The sequence below is a fragment of the Rhizobium sp. LjRoot258 genome, assembly GCF_964254185.1.
GTDB lineage: Bacteria > Pseudomonadota > Alphaproteobacteria > Rhizobiales > Rhizobiaceae > Rhizobium.
The window spans coordinates 3,544,274-3,560,285 of sequence record NZ_CAXUST020000001.1; the positions used below are offsets into that span (position 1 = coordinate 3,544,274).

Consider the following 16,012-nt stretch of genomic DNA (forward strand, 5'->3'; position numbering starts at 1 on the left):
GGTGCCCGGGGTATAGATTGGATTAGCCCTTGAGGACTTCAACCAGCGTCTTACCAAGGCGGGCCGGCGACGGCGAGACGCGGATGCCGGCCGATTCCATCGCCGCGATCTTCGATTCTGCGTCACCCTTGCCACCGGAAACGACGGCACCGGCATGACCCATCGTGCGGCCCTTCGGTGCCGTACGACCAGCGATGAAGCCGGCCATCGGCTTCTTGCGGCCCTTCTTGGCTTCGTCCTTGAGGAACTGTGCGGCGTCTTCTTCTGCCGCGCCGCCGATTTCGCCGATCATGATGATCGACTGGGTGGCTTCGTCAGCGAGGAACATTTCCAAGACGTCGATGAACTCGGTGCCCTTGACCGGATCGCCGCCAATGCCGACAGCCGTCGTCTGGCCGAGGCCTTCGTTCGAGGTCTGGAACACGGCTTCGTAGGTCAGCGTGCCCGAGCGGGAAACGATACCGACCGAACCCTTGCGGAAGATCGAGCCCGGCATGATGCCGATCTTGCACTCTTCCGGCGTCAGGATGCCCGGGCAGTTCGGTCCGAGCAGGCGTGACTTGGAGCGGTCGAGGCGAGCCTTGACGCGCACCATGTCCATAACAGGGATGCCTTCGGTGATGCAGGTGATGAACGGGATCTCGGCGTCGATCGCTTCGATGATCGCGTCAGCTGCGCCTGCCGGCGGAACGTAGATCACGGTCGCGTCGGCGCCGGTCTTTTCCTTGCCTTCGGCAACGGTTGCGAAGATCGGCAGGCTTTCGCCCTTCGAGCCCGTCCAGGTTTCGCCACCCTTCTTCGGGTGGATACCGCCGACCATCTGCGTGCCGTAGTAGGCAAGCGCCTGTTCGGTATGGAAGGTGCCGGTCTTGCCGGTCAGGCCCTGAACGAGGACCTTTGTGTCTTTATTGACGAGAATGGACATTTATTTCCGGTCCTTCAAAATTAGGCGTTGATCGCCGCGACGATCTTCTTGGCCGCATCGTCCAAGTCGTCAGCTGCCGTGATCGCGAGACCCGACTCGTTCAGGATCTTCTTGCCAAGCTCGACATTGGTGCCTTCGAGGCGCACGACGAGAGGAACCTTCAGGCCGACTTCCTGCACAGCCGCGACGACGCCTTCAGCGATGACATCGCACTTCATGATGCCGCCGAAGATGTTGACGAGAATGCCTTCGACCTTCGGGTCCGCCGTGATGATCTTGAAGGCCGCAGCGACCTTGTCCTTGCCGGCGCCGCCGCCGACGTCACAGAAGTTCGCCGGCTCCTTGCCGTAGAGCTTGATGATGTCCATCGTCGCCATGGCGAGGCCGGCACCGTTGACCATGCAGCCGATGTTGCCGTCGAGCGCCACATAGGCGAGGTCCCACTTCGAGGCCTCAATTTCCTTGGCGTCTTCTTCCGTCTCGTCGCGCAGCGCCTTGACGTCGTCGTGCCGGAAAATCGCGTTGCCGTCGAACGACATCTTGGCGTCGAGGACGCGCAGGTGGCCGTCCTTCATCACGATCAGTGGATTGACCTCGAGGAGAGCCATATCCTTTTCGCCGAAGGCCTTGTAGAGCGCCGGGAACAGCGACTTGGCGTCTTCTGCGGCAGCGCCATCGAGCTGCAGCGCCTTGGCGATCGCGGCAACATCGGCGGCGGTGACACCGGCTTCAGGATCGATCGCAATCGTGTGGATCTTTTCGGGCGTGTCGTGCGCGACGGCCTCGATGTCCATGCCGCCTTCCGTCGAGACGACGAAGGCAACACGGCCGACGGAGCGATCGACCAGCAGCGAGCAATAGAGCTCGCGGGCGATGTCGGCACCGTCTTCGATGTAGAGGCGGTTGACCTGCTTGCCGGCTTCACCCGTCTGCGCCGTTACCAGCGTGTTACCGAGCATTTCCCTGGCATGGGAAACGACTTCCTCGATCGACTTGGCGAGGCGAACGCCACCCTTCGCGTCAGGGCCGAGTTCCTTGAACTTGCCCTTGCCGCGGCCGCCGGCGTGGATCTGGCTCTTGACCACGTAGAGCGGGCCGGGGAGCGACTTGGCGGCAGCTTCGGCCTCCTCGACCTTGAGGATCGCCACACCTTGCGCGACCGGCGCGCCATAGCCCTTCAGCAGAGCCTTGGCCTGATATTCATGAATATTCATGGGTCTATTCCTGTTTGGATGACGTCAGCGCGCGGTCTGATTACTTGAGCGCAGGCGCAATGTTGATGCAGGCTTCGCATAGGCCGGCGACAGCGCCGACAGACTTGTCGAAGGCTTCCTTCTCGGCCTTGTTGAGGTCGATCTCGATGATGCGCTCGACGCCGCCGGCTCCAATGACCGTGGGAACGCCGACATACATGTCCTTGACGCCGTACTGGCCGGTCAGCTGTGCTGCGCAGGGCAGAACGCGCTTCTTGTCCTTGAGGTAGGATTCAGCCATTTCGATCGCCGAGGCAGCGGGTGCGTAGTAGGCTGAGCCGGTCTTCAGCAGGCCGACGATTTCGGCGCCGCCGTCACGGGTGCGCTGGATGATCTCTTCGAGGCGCTCCTTGGTGACCCAGCCCATGGTCACAAGGTCAGTAAGCGGGATGCCCGCTACCGTAGAGTAGCGAGCCAGCGGCACCATCGTGTCGCCGTGGCCGCCGAGAACGAAGGCGGTGACGTCCTGTACGGAAACGTTGAATTCCTTGGAAAGGAACAGACGGAACCGCGAGCTGTCAAGCACGCCGGCCATGCCGACGACCTTGTTGGCCGGGAGGCCGGAGAACTTCTGCAGCGCCCAGACCATCGCGTCGAGCGGATTGGTGATGCAGATGACGAAAGCGTTCGGGGCGTACTTCTTGATGCCGGCGCCGACCTGTTCCATGACCTTGAGGTTGATGCCGAGAAGATCGTCGCGGCTCATGCCCGGCTTGCGGGCGACGCCGGCAGTGACGATGCAGACGTCCGCGCCTTCGATCGCGGAATAGTCGCTGGCGCCTGTCAGGTTGGCGTCAAAGCCCTCGACCGGAGAGGACTGAGCAATGTCGAGGCCCTTACCCTGCGGAATACCGTCGGCGATATCGAAGAGAACGATGTCACCCAGTTCCTTCAGGCCGGCGAGATGCGCCAGCGTGCCACCAATCATGCCAGAACCAATGAGTGCGATCTTGTTACGCGCCATTTCGCTGTTTCCTTTGCGATCAAAATTCGTCAGGCGACGCGCGGAGGGGCATCGCCCAATGCCGCCATCGCATAGCCCCAAAGCCAAAAAATGGCAAACGATTATTTTTGAGCGAGGAATTTCAATCGTTTAGATCATAAAATTCTTACGTAAACGTAAGATAATTTGCCAGCAAATCGTTACTCGGCAGCCCGCCGCTCGTGGTGCAATGCGAGATACTCGGCACTGCGCATTTCGAAAAGGCGCGAGACAGTGCGGTCGAATTCGAAACCTTCGGTACCACGCGCTTGTGTCAACAAATTTTCAGGCATCGCTGCAGCGGACACATAGAGCCGCACCGCGTGATCGTAAAGCGTATCGATCAGAATGATGAAGCGCTTGATCTGGTTTCTCTTATCAGGCCCCAGCAATGGCACATGGTCGACGAAGATGGCGTCAAAGCGTTCGGCAACGGCGAGAAAGTCGGCCGCGCCCAACGGCCTTTCGCAGAGATCGGCAAATGAGAAGCGCGCCAGGCGATCGACTGCCAGCGGCACATGGATCGACCGACCCCTCATCGGAATCTCCAGCGGCTGTGCCCTGCGGCCATGCAGTGCCTGCATCCAGGATGCATCCATCGCCATGTCGGTCCGGTCATCGAGCGGCGTCAGATAGACCGGCTGACTGTCGAGCTTCTCCATCCGGTAGTCGGTCGGCGAGTCGAGGGTCGCGATCTCGACGCGCTGCTTCAGAAGATCGACAAACGGCAGGAACAGGCTTCGATTGAGGCCGTCCTTGTAGAGATTGTCCGGCTCGACATTCGAGGTCGCGACCAGCAGGCATCCGCGCCGGAAAAGTTCGGAGAAAAGCCGCGACAGGATCATCGCGTCAGCGATGTCAGTCACGGTGAACTCATCGAAGCAAAGCAGTTCGGCTTCGTCGTAGAGCGCAGCAGCGACGACCGGAATAGGATCGGCCTGCTTGGTCTCGCCCTGCTTGAGCTTCAGTCGGTGCGCCGCGATCCGGTTGTGCACATCGGTCATGAATTCATGGAAATGCGCGCGCCGCTTCTTCGCGCAGGGTGCCATTGCGAAGAACATGTCCATCAGCATCGTCTTGCCGCGGCCGACGCTGCCGTGAATGTAGAGCCCCTTGACCGATTCCGACGGCTTCTTCTTGTTGGCGAACAACCAGCCGAGAGCGCTCGCCTTTGCCGCCGGCCGCCGCTGCTTCAACCCCGACAGCACCCGATCCAGGCATTTCGCAACATGCATCTGGGCTGAATCGATTTGAAGCGCGCCCGAAGCCGTCAGCGACTTCAACTGCTCGCTGACGCTAAGCGTGTAGTCTGGCATGGGTTGCATAAAGGAGGTCCGCCTATGCAGGATCGGCGGCCTTCGCCGCCCAATCTTTTAACGGCTGAGGCTGATCGCCTGCCCGGTATTGGTCTGGCCGCTAAAGGCGTTGTCGGCAGTCTTGTAGACGCTGCCGATCTGGTTGCCGCTGCGGTCCTTCAGGATGACCTGCTTGCCCGTGACTTCCCAGGAGCCCATCGCCGTCAGTTCGCCGACGCAGCCGCGCGTACCGCCGCGCGAGCCGCTGCCGAGATTGGTAAGCGTCAGGAACATGTCGCAGGACCCGTTGACGCGCCAGCTGCCGACCATCGATTCCTTGGTGACATCCATCGCATTCGCAGCCATCGCGCCGGGCTGACCACCGGCGACGGGCGCCGTGGTCGTCGGGGCAGCGGGGAACTGCGAAGAGCCGGAAGGCGGCGGAAGCTGCCCGCCCTGAACCGAGGGAACCGGCTGCGCTGTCAGCGGCGCCGGGGCAGAATAGCTTGCATCATTATATGCGGTGCGCTGGCAGCCAGCTAACGACAGAATAACCACGAGACCTGTCGCCATATGTCTGAACTGCATCATGATACTCCTGATTTTTCCAGTATTGTCCTGAAGCTGCCGCTCAATCACGGCGGAATTATCTTGAAAGGCTGTATTGAATCAAGCCAGCGCGAGGAGAAATTGTGTCGATGTGGGAGCAACGCCGTAAACCCGAGACAAATTTGGCGCAATCCCGGGCAAATCAAGGTTTCGTGATCGGATAAAGAAAAGGGCCGCATCTGCGGCCCCCTTGCTGGACGATCAGACGCGACGCTCGACCATCATCTTCTTGATTTCGGCGATTGCCTTGGCAGGGTTCAGACCCTTCGGGCAGGTCTGCGCGCAATTCATGATCGTATGGCAACGATAGAGGCGGAACGGGTCCTCGAGGTTGTCGAGGCGCTCGCCGGTCGCTTCGTCTCGGGAGTCGATCAGCCAGCGGTAAGCCTGCAAGAGAACGGCTGGGCCGAGGTAACGGTCACCGTTCCACCAGTAGCTCGGACAGGAGGTCGAGCAGCAGGCGCAGAGAATGCACTCGTAAAGGCCGTCGAGCTTCTGGCGTTCCTCGTGGCTCTGCTTCCACTCCTTTGCCGGCGCCGGCGAAACTGTCTTCAGCCACGGCTCGATCGAGCGGTGCTGGGCGTAGAAGTTGGTCAGGTCGGGAACCAGGTCCTTGACGACAGGCAGATGCGGCAACGGATAGATCTTTACCGCGCCCTTGATGTCGTCGAGGCCCTTGGTGCAGGCCAGCGTGTTCGTGCCGTCGATGTTCATCGCGCAGGAACCGCAGATGCCCTCGCGACAGGAACGGCGTAGCGTCAGCGTCGGGTCGATCTTGTTCTTGATGTAGAGCAGGCCGTCGAGCACCATCGGGCCGCAATCGTCGACATCGATGTAGAAGGTGTCGATCGACGGGTTCTGGCCGTCATCCGGGCTCCAGCGGTAGACGCGGAATTCGCGGGTGTTCTTCGCACCCGCCGGCTTCGGCCACACCTTGCCTTCGCGCATCTGGGAATTCTTGGGAAGAGCGAGTTCAACCATGTCCAGTTCCTCTTAATACACGCGAGCCTTGGGCGCGATCTTCTTGGGATCGATGCCCTCTGCGATGAGCTCGGTGTGAACCGGGCGGTAGTCGAGCTTGACGTCGCCGGCGTCATTGACCCAGGCGAGCGTATGCTTGCGCCAGTTGACGTCGTCGCGGCCGGCGAATGCGCCTTCCGTAAAGTCTTCGCGTGCGTGGGAGCCGCGGCTTTCCTTGCGGGCCTCGGCGCCATAGATCGTGGTGATGGCGTTGGCCATCAGGTTCTGCAGCTCGAGCGTTTCCACGAGGTCGGAATTCCAGATCATCGAGCGGTCGGTGACCTTGATATCACGCATTTCCTGCCAGATGGCCGAGATGCGCTTGCAGCCCGATTCCAGCGATTCCTGCGTGCGGAACACGGCAGCGTCTTCCTGCATGGCGCGCTGCATCTTCTCGCGCAGCACGGCTGTCGGTGTGCCGCCGCTGGCGTGACGGAGGCCGTCGAAGCGATCCATGATCTTGTCGCAGGCGGCCACGTTCAGATGCGGCACCGGTGCCGCACGGTCTATCACCTCGCCGGCGCGGATTGCCGCGGCGCGGCCAAAGACCACGAGGTCGATCAGCGAGTTGGAGCCGAGACGGTTGGCGCCATGCACCGAGGCGCAGCCGGCTTCGCCCACGGCCATCAGGCCGGGGATGATGCGTTCCGGATTGGCGCTGTCGGCATTCAGCACTTCGCCCCAGTAGTTGGTCGGAATACCGCCCATGTTGTAATGGACCGTCGGCAGGACCGGGATCGGCTCGCGGGTGACGTCGACACCGGCGAAGATCTTGGCGCTCTCGGAAATCCCCGGGAGGCGCTCGTGCAGAACGGCCGGATCGAGATGGTCGAGATGCAGGAAGATATGGTCCTTGGCCTTGCCGACACCGCGGCCTTCACGGATCTCCAAGGTCATGCAGCGCGAGACGACGTCGCGCGAGGCAAGGTCCTTGGCCGAAGGCGCATAGCGTTCCATGAAGCGTTCACCTTCGGAATTCACGAGGTAACCGCCTTCGCCGCGCGCGCCTTCGGTGATGAGACAGCCCGAACCATAGATGCCGGTCGGGTGGAACTGCACGAACTCCATGTCCTGCAGCGGCAGGCCGGCACGGGCCACCATGCCGCCGCCGTCGCCGGTGCAGGTATGGGCAGACGTTGCCGAGAAATAGGCGCGGCCGTAACCGCCGGTCGCCAGCACCACCATCTTGGCGGCGAAGCGATGGATCGTGCCGTCGTCGAGGCACCAGGCGACGACGCCGGTGCAGCGGCTGCCGTCTTCCGACATGATCAGGTCGAGCGCGAAATACTCGATGAAGAATTCCGCGTTGTTGCGCAGCGACTGGCCGTAGAGCGTGTGCAGGATGGCGTGGCCGGTACGGTCGGCAACGGCGCAGGTGCGCTGCACCGGCGGGCCTTCGCCGAAGTTCTGCATGTGGCCGCCGAACGGCCGCTGATAGATCTTGCCTTCCTCATTGCGCGAGAAGGGAACGCCGTAGTGCTCCAACTCATAGACCGCCTTCGGCGCTTCCATGGTGAGATACTGCATGGCGTCGACGTCGCCGAGCCAGTCGGAGCCCTTGACGGTGTCGTAGAGATGCCACTGCCAGCTGTCAGGCGTCATGTTCTGCAGCGAGGCGGCAATCCCGCCCTGGGCGGCGACCGTGTGCGAGCGGGTCGGGAATACCTTGGTGATGCAGGCCGTGCGGAAACCCTGCTCGGCCATGCCGAGCGTGGCGCGAAGGCCGGCGCCACCGGCGCCGACGACGATCACATCGTATGAGTGATCGACATATTTGTAGGCCTTCCCATTCTGAGCGGGTGAAGTCGGTGCCATGATACGGTTATCCTACGAATGCAATTTTCAGAATGGCGAAGAGACAGAACCCCGCCATCAGGATCGAAAAGAAGGTGTTCAGCATCAGCAGCGCGAGCTTGGCGAATTCGCCATGCACGTAGTCCTCGATGATCACCTGCATGCCGAGACGCATATGAATGGTGCCGGAAATGACCATCAGGCCCATGACGACTGCAACAAACGGGCTCGACAGCGCGTGAACCACGTCCGCGTAAGGCTCGCCAGCGTGAACGATCATGAAAATGATAAAGAAGAGAAAGAGCGGCACATTGGCAACCGCAGTGACGCGCTGGCGCCAGAAATGATCGGTTCCTTCCTTGGCCGAGCCAAGGCCGCGAACCTTACCCAGAGGGGTGCGCATATCCATGAGAACAACCTTCAGAAGCGAATGAGGAAGCCGATCACCCAGACCAGCACGGTCAGACAGAGCGATACGACGATGGAAGCCTGGGCCATCTTGGTCGAGACTTCCTTATCGAGACCGTAGCCGAGATCCCAGACGAAGTGACGGAAGCCGCCGACCATGTGGTGCAGCAGCGCCCAAGTATAGCCGAGCAACACGAGCTTGCCGACGATGCTGCCGAGTATCCAGTTGACCCAATCATAATAGCCCTGGCCGGTTGCAGCCCCGATCAGCCACCAGGCGACCAGCAGCGTGCCGACATAAAGTGCGCCACCAGTAATACGGTGGACGATCGACATAACCATGGTGGGGATTGGTTTGTAAATTTGCAAATGCGGCGACAGGGGCCGGTTATTTGTGACATTCGCCATCAGAACCTCGCGGCGTCTTCTCTGCGCTCCCGGATTTCGGAGCATTCAAGGCAACCACACGAATGACAAATTTGTTTGTGTGCGTCGCATCAATGGCGACGTTTAATCACGGAAGCCCCTAACGACAAGTATAATTGCACCCCCAATTTAATTTAATCGATTTGCGTCTCTGGGTGGCGTGAACTGCGCTTGACGGCGCGGCGGCTCCGCTGCGCAGGCAGCATGGCCAGACGTCTTCTGGACAAGCGGCAGCTTTTGGCGCATTTTGCGGTTAACGCTTTGTTAACCATCTCATTTCCGGAGATCCGCGCGATGCTGAAGGCAATATCCATGCTCGTTTCTCTCGCGGCTGCGGCCCTGATCGCGCTGCCGACCTCAGCAGGCGATTTCGGCAAGAATTCGTTCTCTCGCCACGGTGGCACGAAATTCATGAGGCATCACGCACCCACGATCGTCGGCCGACCCTTTCGTGGATGGAATGATGGACGCGTCCGCTTCTCAGATGGATACGGCCGGTTCGGCCATCGTCCCGGTCGCGCGCCTCTGATCAAGCGCGCCTCATGGCCGTATCGTGGCTACAATAGTTATAGCGGCTATGGCGGACGCAACGTCATCATCTTGGTTCAGCCGCAGCCGGGTGGAGGGGTCAGCGGCACCTATTCGGGATCGTCATACGTCTATGATGCCGACGGTGGGACCTATGTCGCCAGCAGCGGCTATGGCTTGCCTGCCCCGCAGCAAACCACCAACCTCGCGCCAATGGCTAAGGTGATCAACGTCACCGCCAAGAGCAGCAGCTGTTCATACGAGGCTGGCGTCTGCGTTATCAGGCCATGAGGCGCCAAACGGTCGTTTTCTTCACCTCGCTGTCTTCCAATGCCCGGGTAACGGGAACCTCATAGACTGCGCAGAATTCCAAGCGCTTCTTGGGAAGATACGCGCGTCCCGGATCCCCAACGAGGACTGCGATACCCCGACGGCTGAGCGTCTCGAACCATGGAACGATCGCTCCCGCAAAATCGCTGTCGTAGAAGACGTCGCCCGCGAGCAAAATATCCGCCTCGACCTTGTCGCCGATCAGATCAGCACCGGTAAAATCGACTTCGACCTGGTTCAGGCCGGCGTTCAGCCGTACCGCGGTTTCGGCCCACGGGTCGATGTCGGCGGCAACGACCTTGGCCGCTCCCGCGATCTTTGCCGCAATCGCCACCAAGCCAGAACCTGTGGCGAAGTCGAGAACGCGCTTGCCGGCAACGATGTGCGGATGATCAAGTATGTAGCGCGCCAGCCCCTGACCACCCGCCCAGGCGAAGGCCCAGAAGGGTGGCGGGAGACCGATCTCCGCAAGCTCCTCTTCCGTCTTCAGCCACAACTCATGCGCTTCGTCTGCTAGATGCAATCGAATTTCCGGCACATGCGGCGGCGCCATCTCGCTGGTGTTGGCGCGGATAAAGATCTCGGGATCGGTTTTCAACGGCGTCTCAACGCGGCGGACTATCGAGGCCACCTAGCCGGCAAATCTCCAGATACTCATCGTCAGTCACCGGCTGGACCGAAAGCCGCATGGAGGTGACGAGCGACATCTTGGCAAACCTCTCGTTGGCCTTGATGTCCTTCAGCGAAACCGGTTTGGGAATGTCGCAGACGGCACGAATGTCAACGCAATCCCAGCGGTCATCGCCTTTGGCGGTCGAGTCCGGATGCGACAAGGCACACACCTCGACGATGCCCACGATCTCGAGACCTTCGTTTGAGTGATAGAAGAAGCCCTTGTCGCCAAGCTGCATCGCCCGCATGTTGTTGCGGGCGAGATAGTTGCGGACACCCGTCCACTCGGTGCCCTTCTCGCCGGCCGCCTTTTGCTGCTCCCAGGACCAGGAAGCCGGTTCTGATTTGTAAAGCCAATGCGCCACGCTCATGCCTCCGGATTGTTGAAGACCCAATTGAAGGGCTTGATCTCGACGCTCTCAAAAAGCCCGGCCCTCGTGTAGGGGTCGCTGTCCGCCAGCGCCTTGGCCGCTTCGATCGTATCGGCATGAATGATGACGAGGCTGCCGCATGGCTTGCCCTCACCGTCGAGAAACGGGCCGGCCATCTTCAACACGCCCTCAGCATTGAGCTTGTTGAGATGTTCCACGTGAGCGGGCCGGGCCTCCATGCGGACACTGAGATGATCGGGCTTGTCCTTGCAGAGAAGAGCAAAGAGCATATCGAAACTCCTATTCTGTGGTAATCGGGCGCGTCATGAGCTGATCGATCGCCTCGGCAATGCCGAGCCTCCCGTCGATGATAGCGGAAACGGCATCGGTGATCGGCATGCTAACAGCGAGCGACTGCGCCAGACGCGATGCAACAGCGGCCGCAAAGGCACCTTCGACGAGCTCGCCGTGGGCGGGATTGACTGTCTCGCCACGGCCGAGCGCAATCCCGAAGCGCAGGTTGCGCGATTGGTGGCTGGTCGCCGTCAGCACCAGGTCGCCGAGGCCGGACAGCCCGCGCACAGTATCCGCCTGTCCACCCTTGGCGACGACGAAACGCGACATCTCGGCAAGCCCGCGTGCAATCAGCGCCGCACGCGCGGAGTCTCCAATGCCGGCCCCCTCGACAATGCCGCATGCAATCGCCAGAACATTCTTCAGTGCGCCGCCGAGCTGCACGCCGACCCGGTCAGACGAGGCATAGAGCCGGAAAGTTCGACCGGAGATCGCATGTGCCAGCCTTTCGGCGACATCCATATCAGCCGCAGCAATCGCCATCGCCGTCGGCAATCCCTTGGCGATATCGGCGGCAAAGCCGGGTCCCGACAGGACAGCAACCGCATGACCGGGTATTTCGCGCTCCAGCATGTCGGTCAGAAGATTGCCCGTTGCCCTCTCAATGCCCTTGGCGCAGGTCACGACGATGGCACTGCTCCCCAAATAGGGTCGGTACTGTCTCGCGGCATCCGCCTGCGCCTGCGAGGGCATCGCGAAGAGCACGATATCTGCATCGCCGATCGCATCGGGTTCGGCGGAGAAGGCGAGAGACTCCGGCAATACGATGCCCGGCAAGACCGCATCGTGCAAACGCTCAGCGTTCAGGTCCGCGATCAGTTCAGGATCCCGACCGACCAGCGTCACCGCGTTGCGCTCCGTCAGGGCGATCACCGCGGCAAGCGCGGTTCCAAAAGCACCAGCTCCGACGACCGCAATCTTTTCGCTCATGCTTTCGCTCCCCGTTTGCCGAAGCCAAGCAAGGTTTCGGCGTTGGAATCCAGCGGCCAGCGCGAGCGCGGCTGCACATCGAGGTCATCGGGCGCCACGCCTGTCGCCATCCGCTCCAGACCAGCCCAGGCAATCATCACGGCGTTGTCGGTGCACAGCCGCAGCGGCGGCGCGACGAAACGAAAACCGTGCTTGCCGCAAAGCGACTGCAGCGTGCTGCGAACCTCCAGGTTGGCAGCCACGCCGCCGGCCACCACGAGGGCCGGTGCGCCGTCGACATGAAGGAACTCGGACTTGAAACGCTCCAGCCCGCGGCCGATGCGATCCTTCAGCGTCCGTGAGATCGCCTTCTGGAATGAGGCGCAGATGTCCGCCACATCCTGCTCCGTCAACGGCGCGATTTCGGTTGCGGCCTGGCGCACGGCCGTCTTCAAGCCGGAAAACGAGAAGTTGAGCTTGGCCTCTCCCACCAGTGGCCGCGGAAAATTGAAGCGATCCGGGTTACCACTCTTGGCCGCGCGCTCGACCGCCGGCCCGCCGGGATAAGGCAGACTGAGCAGTTTCGCCGTCTTGTCGAAGGCTTCGCCGAGCGCGTCGTCAATGGTTGTGCCCCAGCGCTCGTATTGCCCGACGCCACGGACAAGAATAAGCTGCGTATGGCCGCCAGAAACGAGCAGCATCAAGTATGGAAATGCGAGCCCATCGGTCAGCCGCGCTGTCAATGCATGCCCTTCGAGGTGATTGACGGCGTAGAGCGGCTTTCCGGAGGCCTTGGCGATCGCCTTTCCGGTCATGAGGCCGACGAGCAGACCGCCGATGAGGCCAGGCCCGGACGTTGCCGCGATGGCATCGATATCCGAGAGCGACACATTGGCACGTTTCAAGGCTTCGTCGATCAGCGTATCGAGTGCCTCGACATGGGCGCGAGCGGCGATCTCGGGCACAACGCCGCCATAGGCGCTGTGTTCCTCGAGCTGGCTCAGGACGACGTCCGAACGCACCGTCGGCTGCCCGTCGACGGCTCGCTCGACCACTGCCGCCGCAGTTTCGTCGCAGCTTGTTTCGATGCCGAGGATGCGTAGAAAGGGCGCCATGAAACCTGATCGTTGATTGCGATGGGTCTTAAACCCGTTTACGAGGAACTCCGGTAACAACGGATCAATGCGGATGCAAACAAAACCTTTCCGGATCGGCACCCGAGGCAGCCCGCTGGCACTCGCCCAGGCTCACGAAGCACGCGACAGGCTGATGGCGGCGCACGGACTGCCGGAAGAGATGTTCGAAATCGTCGTGCTGAGCACCAAGGGCGATCGCATCACCGATCGCTCGCTGGCCGAGATCGGCGGCAAGGGCCTGTTCACCGAAGAACTGGAGCAGCAGCTTACGAGCGGCGACCTCGACATCGCGGTGCATTCCGCCAAGGACATGCCGACACGGCTTCCGGAAGGGCTCTGTCTTTCTACCTACCTGCCGCGCGAGGATGTCCGGGACGCGGTGATCGGACGCACCGCGCCAAAGCTGATCGACCTGCCCCACGGCGCGACCGTCGGCTCCTCGTCGCTTCGCCGCCAGGCGCTGATCCGCCGCATGCGTCCCGATATCAAGGTCATCACCTTCCGTGGCCTCGTCGAGACACGGCTGAGAAAGCTGCAAGAAGGCCAGGTCGACGCCACGCTGCTTGCGCTCGCCGGATTGAAGCGGCTCGGCAAGGTCGACGTGATAACCGATATCCTCGCCGCGGAAACCTTTCCGCCGGCACCGGCCCAGGGTGCGATCTGCATCGAAAGCCGCATTGCTGACGCCCGCATCGATGCACTCCTTGCCCCCATCAACGATACGGCGACCTTCGACACGGTCTCCTGTGAGCGCGCCTTTCTCGCAGCCCTGGACGGCTCCTGCCGCACACCGATCGGCGGCTATGCCATCTGTGAAGGCGACCAGGTACGCTTCTCCGGCTTGATCATCACGCCGGACGGCCGCAACCAGCACGCCGTCAGCGTTGACGGTCACAGGCGCGATGCGGCCGCGTTGGGCACGCGTGCCGGGCAGGAGATTCGGGCGCGCGCCGGCAGCAGCTTCTTCGACGACTGGAGCTGATGTCCTGATGCGTGTCCTCGTGACCCGTCCTCAGCATTCGGGCGAGCGCACCGCCGAGCGTCTTCGCAAATTGGGGCACGAACCGATATTGCTGCCGCTGTCGCAGCCGGTTCACGATGGCGATGCGGCGGTGCGCGGCCTCGAGACGACCGAAGGCGGTATTGTGATCACCAGTGCTGAAACGATCAGGGCGCTTGCAACGCATAGCGCCGAGCTCGCGGTTCATCTCACGCGGCCTGTTTTTGCAGTCGGGGATGCGACGGCCGAGGAAGCGCGGACGATCGGTTTCACCGCAGTCACGGCATCCGGCGGCAGCGGCAACGAGCTCGCCGAGACAATCGCGGAAAGGGCAGGCGGCTTTGTCCTCTACCTTGCCGGCCGACCAAGAGCCGAGACCTTCGAGAAGCGCGCGCGCGAAATCGGCCTAAGGATCACTGTCGTGGAATGCTACCGGATGGAGGAGACACGGATTGCGCCGCAAACACTGCAAACGATCTTCGCGCATCAGCGGCCGGACGCGATCCTCTTTTTCTCGCGCCAGACAGCGGAAAACTTCTTTCGCATGATCGAGGCCCACGTCAGTCCCGACGGGTTGGCTGGAATGCGCTTTCTCTGCCTTAGCAAGTCCGTTGCAGAAGCAGTCCCCATACCGCTGCAGGGCGCAGTAAGCATCGCCAGCATGCCGGAGGAGCGCAGCCTTTTGTCGCTCCTTTGAACGCTTGCCCGCCCAAATTTTATCTAACCTCTTTCCTTGACTGGCATCACTGACTACTTTCGTTGCATTGCATAAATATGAGGATCTCATGGCACCAGGAAATCCGCCTCGCCACTCGAAGAGCACCGAAGAGCCGGTCACTATCGATCTGGACGCGCAGGAATTTGCTTCTGCCAGGGATGCCGAAACGAAAGCCGATGAACCGGACGCGAGCCCCTCGGATGAGCCCCCAGCGCAGTCCGAATCGCCCAACGGACCGCCGCCTCACGAAGCGCCGGCAGCTGCTGCCGATCCCGCGGCCGATGAGCCGATTCCACCAGCACCGCCTGCCCCGCAGCGCGGCAGCACGTCGGCTCTGGTCGCCGCCGGTATCGTTGGCGGCCTCATAGCACTTGTCGGCGCCGGGGCCATTCAATATGCAGGCTACCTGCCCGGCTCATCCGCACCTGTTACAGCGTCTGGCGATGTCACCAATCTCTCCGCCGAAATTGACGGGCTGAAGCAATCGGTCGCCAATCTCGCCGCTGCCCCCTCCACGTCCGATAACAATGCGCTAGAGCAGCGTATCGCTGCGTTGGAATCGACGGCCAAAGCACCGCCGCCTGTTGCCACCGACACGACCGCGGTCGATGCCCTCAATCAGAAGATCGCCGACCTGAACGGCCAGATCGATCAGCTGCGTGGCGCCATCTCTCAAGCCGCGGAACAGAAAACCTCCGACGGCGCCGATATCGAGCAACGTCTGGCTGAGACGGAGAAGAAGCTGAACGAACCGCGGCAGGACGTTGCTGTTGCCAAGGCGATCGCCGCCGCCGCGCTGAAGGCTGCAATCGATCGCGGCGGGCCGTTCCTTGCCGAGCTTGACACTTTTGCCAGCGTCTCCCCTGATGACCCGGCTGCCGCAGATCTGCGCAATTTCGCCGAGACCGGCGTTCCCTCACGCGCCGAGCTGATCCGCCAGGTACCGGATGTCGCGACGGCGATCGTCGATTCCGTCAATCAGGCCGACCCCAACCAGAGCTGGTCCGACCGATTGATGGCAAGCGCCAAAACGTTGGTTAAAGTTCGCCCCGTCGGCAATATCGAAGGCGAGAGCGTTGAGGCGATCGCCGCCCGTATGGAAGACAAGGTGAAGAACGGCGACCTACAGGGGGCCGCATCCGAATGGATCGATCTGCCGGCTCAGGCCAAGCAGGCATCGGCCGCCTTCAAACAATCGCTGGAAGCCCGCATCCGCGTCGAGGATCTCGTGGGCAGCGCCTTGTCCAAGGCCGTTTCCAACGCCGGCAAGGAGGGCTGAAGC

The 16,012-nt window shown here is 61.5% G+C and carries 18 protein-coding genes; 4 read left to right on the forward strand and 14 right to left on the reverse strand.

What is annotated here, in order from left to right; translation table 11 throughout:
- Positions 1-22: 22 nt before the first annotated feature.
- The 9 genes from sucD to sdhC form a co-directional block, all read right to left on the reverse strand.
- Positions 23-925, reverse strand: a complete 903-nt coding sequence (gene sucD, locus ACSQ9D_RS17390) for a succinate--CoA ligase subunit alpha (RefSeq protein ID WP_436283219.1) — start codon at positions 923-925, stop codon at positions 23-25.
- A gap of 20 nt (positions 926-945) precedes the next feature.
- The gene (sucC, locus tag ACSQ9D_RS17395) at positions 946-2,139 is read right to left on the reverse strand and encodes an ADP-forming succinate--CoA ligase subunit beta (RefSeq protein ID WP_436283220.1); all 1,194 of its coding nucleotides are present in this window, start codon (positions 2,137-2,139) and stop codon (positions 946-948) included.
- A gap of 40 nt (positions 2,140-2,179) precedes the next feature.
- Positions 2,180-3,142 (reverse strand): malate dehydrogenase, encoded by a 963-nt coding sequence (gene mdh / locus ACSQ9D_RS17400; RefSeq protein WP_037116323.1) that lies wholly within the window; start codon positions 3,140-3,142, stop codon positions 2,180-2,182.
- 179 nt (positions 3,143-3,321) lie between these two features.
- Positions 3,322-4,485 carry a cell division protein ZapE gene (gene zapE, locus ACSQ9D_RS17405; RefSeq protein ID WP_436283221.1) on the reverse strand — a complete coding sequence of 388 codons (1,164 nt, stop codon included), beginning with the start codon at positions 4,483-4,485 and terminating at the stop codon, positions 3,322-3,324.
- A gap of 48 nt (positions 4,486-4,533) precedes the next feature.
- Positions 4,534-5,043, reverse strand: a complete 510-nt coding sequence (locus tag ACSQ9D_RS17410; protein WP_436283222.1) for a protease inhibitor Inh/omp19 family protein — start codon at positions 5,041-5,043, stop codon at positions 4,534-4,536.
- Positions 5,044-5,265: 222 nt separating this feature from the next.
- Positions 5,266-6,045: a succinate dehydrogenase iron-sulfur subunit gene (locus tag ACSQ9D_RS17415; RefSeq protein WP_037116326.1), complete on the reverse strand. Its 780-nt coding sequence runs from the start codon at positions 6,043-6,045 to the stop codon at positions 5,266-5,268.
- A 12-nt stretch (positions 6,046-6,057) separates the two neighbouring features.
- On the reverse strand, positions 6,058-7,899 hold the full coding sequence (gene sdhA, locus ACSQ9D_RS17420) for a succinate dehydrogenase flavoprotein subunit (protein WP_436283223.1): 1,842 nt from the start codon (positions 7,897-7,899) through the stop codon (positions 6,058-6,060).
- A 7-nt stretch (positions 7,900-7,906) separates the two neighbouring features.
- Positions 7,907-8,287, reverse strand: coding sequence for a succinate dehydrogenase, hydrophobic membrane anchor protein (gene sdhD, locus ACSQ9D_RS17425; protein WP_024316814.1), 381 nt, complete (start codon positions 8,285-8,287; stop codon positions 7,907-7,909).
- Positions 8,288-8,298: 11 nt separating this feature from the next.
- Complete coding sequence (sdhC, locus tag ACSQ9D_RS17430; protein ID WP_436283224.1) at positions 8,299-8,694, reverse strand: succinate dehydrogenase, cytochrome b556 subunit; 396 nt, start codon at positions 8,692-8,694, stop codon at positions 8,299-8,301.
- Between the two features lie 312 nt (positions 8,695-9,006).
- On the opposite strand from sdhC, the gene ACSQ9D_RS17435 reads away from it, so the two are divergent.
- Complete coding sequence (locus tag ACSQ9D_RS17435) at positions 9,007-9,531, forward strand: hypothetical protein (RefSeq protein ID WP_436283225.1); 525 nt, start codon at positions 9,007-9,009, stop codon at positions 9,529-9,531.
- On the opposite strand, the gene ACSQ9D_RS17440 is transcribed toward ACSQ9D_RS17435, so the two are convergent.
- The 5 genes from ACSQ9D_RS17440 to tsaD are packed head-to-tail and all read right to left on the reverse strand — an operon-like array spanning position 9,521 to position 12,991.
- Complete coding sequence (locus tag ACSQ9D_RS17440; protein WP_436283226.1) at positions 9,521-10,168, reverse strand: class I SAM-dependent methyltransferase; 648 nt, start codon at positions 10,166-10,168, stop codon at positions 9,521-9,523. The two genes, ACSQ9D_RS17435 and ACSQ9D_RS17440, sit on opposite strands and share 11 nt — an antisense overlap.
- A gap of 7 nt (positions 10,169-10,175) precedes the next feature.
- A complete protein-coding gene (locus ACSQ9D_RS17445) occupies positions 10,176-10,607 on the reverse strand; it encodes an EVE domain-containing protein (protein WP_436283227.1) in 432 nt (143 codons plus the stop codon).
- Positions 10,608-10,609: 2 nt separating this feature from the next.
- Positions 10,610-10,903 (reverse strand): YciI-like protein, encoded by a 294-nt coding sequence (locus ACSQ9D_RS17450; protein ID WP_024316809.1) that lies wholly within the window; start codon positions 10,901-10,903, stop codon positions 10,610-10,612.
- Between the two features lie 10 nt (positions 10,904-10,913).
- Positions 10,914-11,897 carry an NAD(P)H-dependent glycerol-3-phosphate dehydrogenase gene (locus tag ACSQ9D_RS17455; protein ID WP_436283228.1) on the reverse strand — a complete coding sequence of 328 codons (984 nt, stop codon included), beginning with the start codon at positions 11,895-11,897 and terminating at the stop codon, positions 10,914-10,916.
- Entirely contained in the window at positions 11,894-12,991 is a 1,098-nt protein-coding gene (tsaD, locus tag ACSQ9D_RS17460; RefSeq protein ID WP_436283229.1) for a tRNA (adenosine(37)-N6)-threonylcarbamoyltransferase complex transferase subunit TsaD, read from the reverse strand. The genes ACSQ9D_RS17455 and tsaD overlap by 4 nt, the downstream gene beginning before the upstream one ends.
- Before the next feature lie 73 nt (positions 12,992-13,064).
- On the opposite strand from tsaD, the gene hemC reads away from it, so the two are divergent.
- The 3 genes from hemC to ACSQ9D_RS17475 all read left to right on the forward strand — a co-directional run bounded on the left by hemC (position 13,065) and on the right by ACSQ9D_RS17475 (position 16,009).
- Positions 13,065-13,994, forward strand: a complete 930-nt coding sequence (gene hemC, locus ACSQ9D_RS17465) for a hydroxymethylbilane synthase (protein ID WP_436283230.1) — start codon at positions 13,065-13,067, stop codon at positions 13,992-13,994.
- 7 nt (positions 13,995-14,001) lie between these two features.
- Positions 14,002-14,709: a uroporphyrinogen-III synthase gene (locus ACSQ9D_RS17470; RefSeq protein ID WP_436283231.1), complete on the forward strand. Its 708-nt coding sequence runs from the start codon at positions 14,002-14,004 to the stop codon at positions 14,707-14,709.
- A gap of 88 nt (positions 14,710-14,797) precedes the next feature.
- Positions 14,798-16,009, forward strand: coding sequence for a COG4223 family protein (locus tag ACSQ9D_RS17475; RefSeq protein WP_436283232.1), 1,212 nt, complete (start codon positions 14,798-14,800; stop codon positions 16,007-16,009).
- Positions 16,010-16,012: the final 3 nt, after the last annotated feature.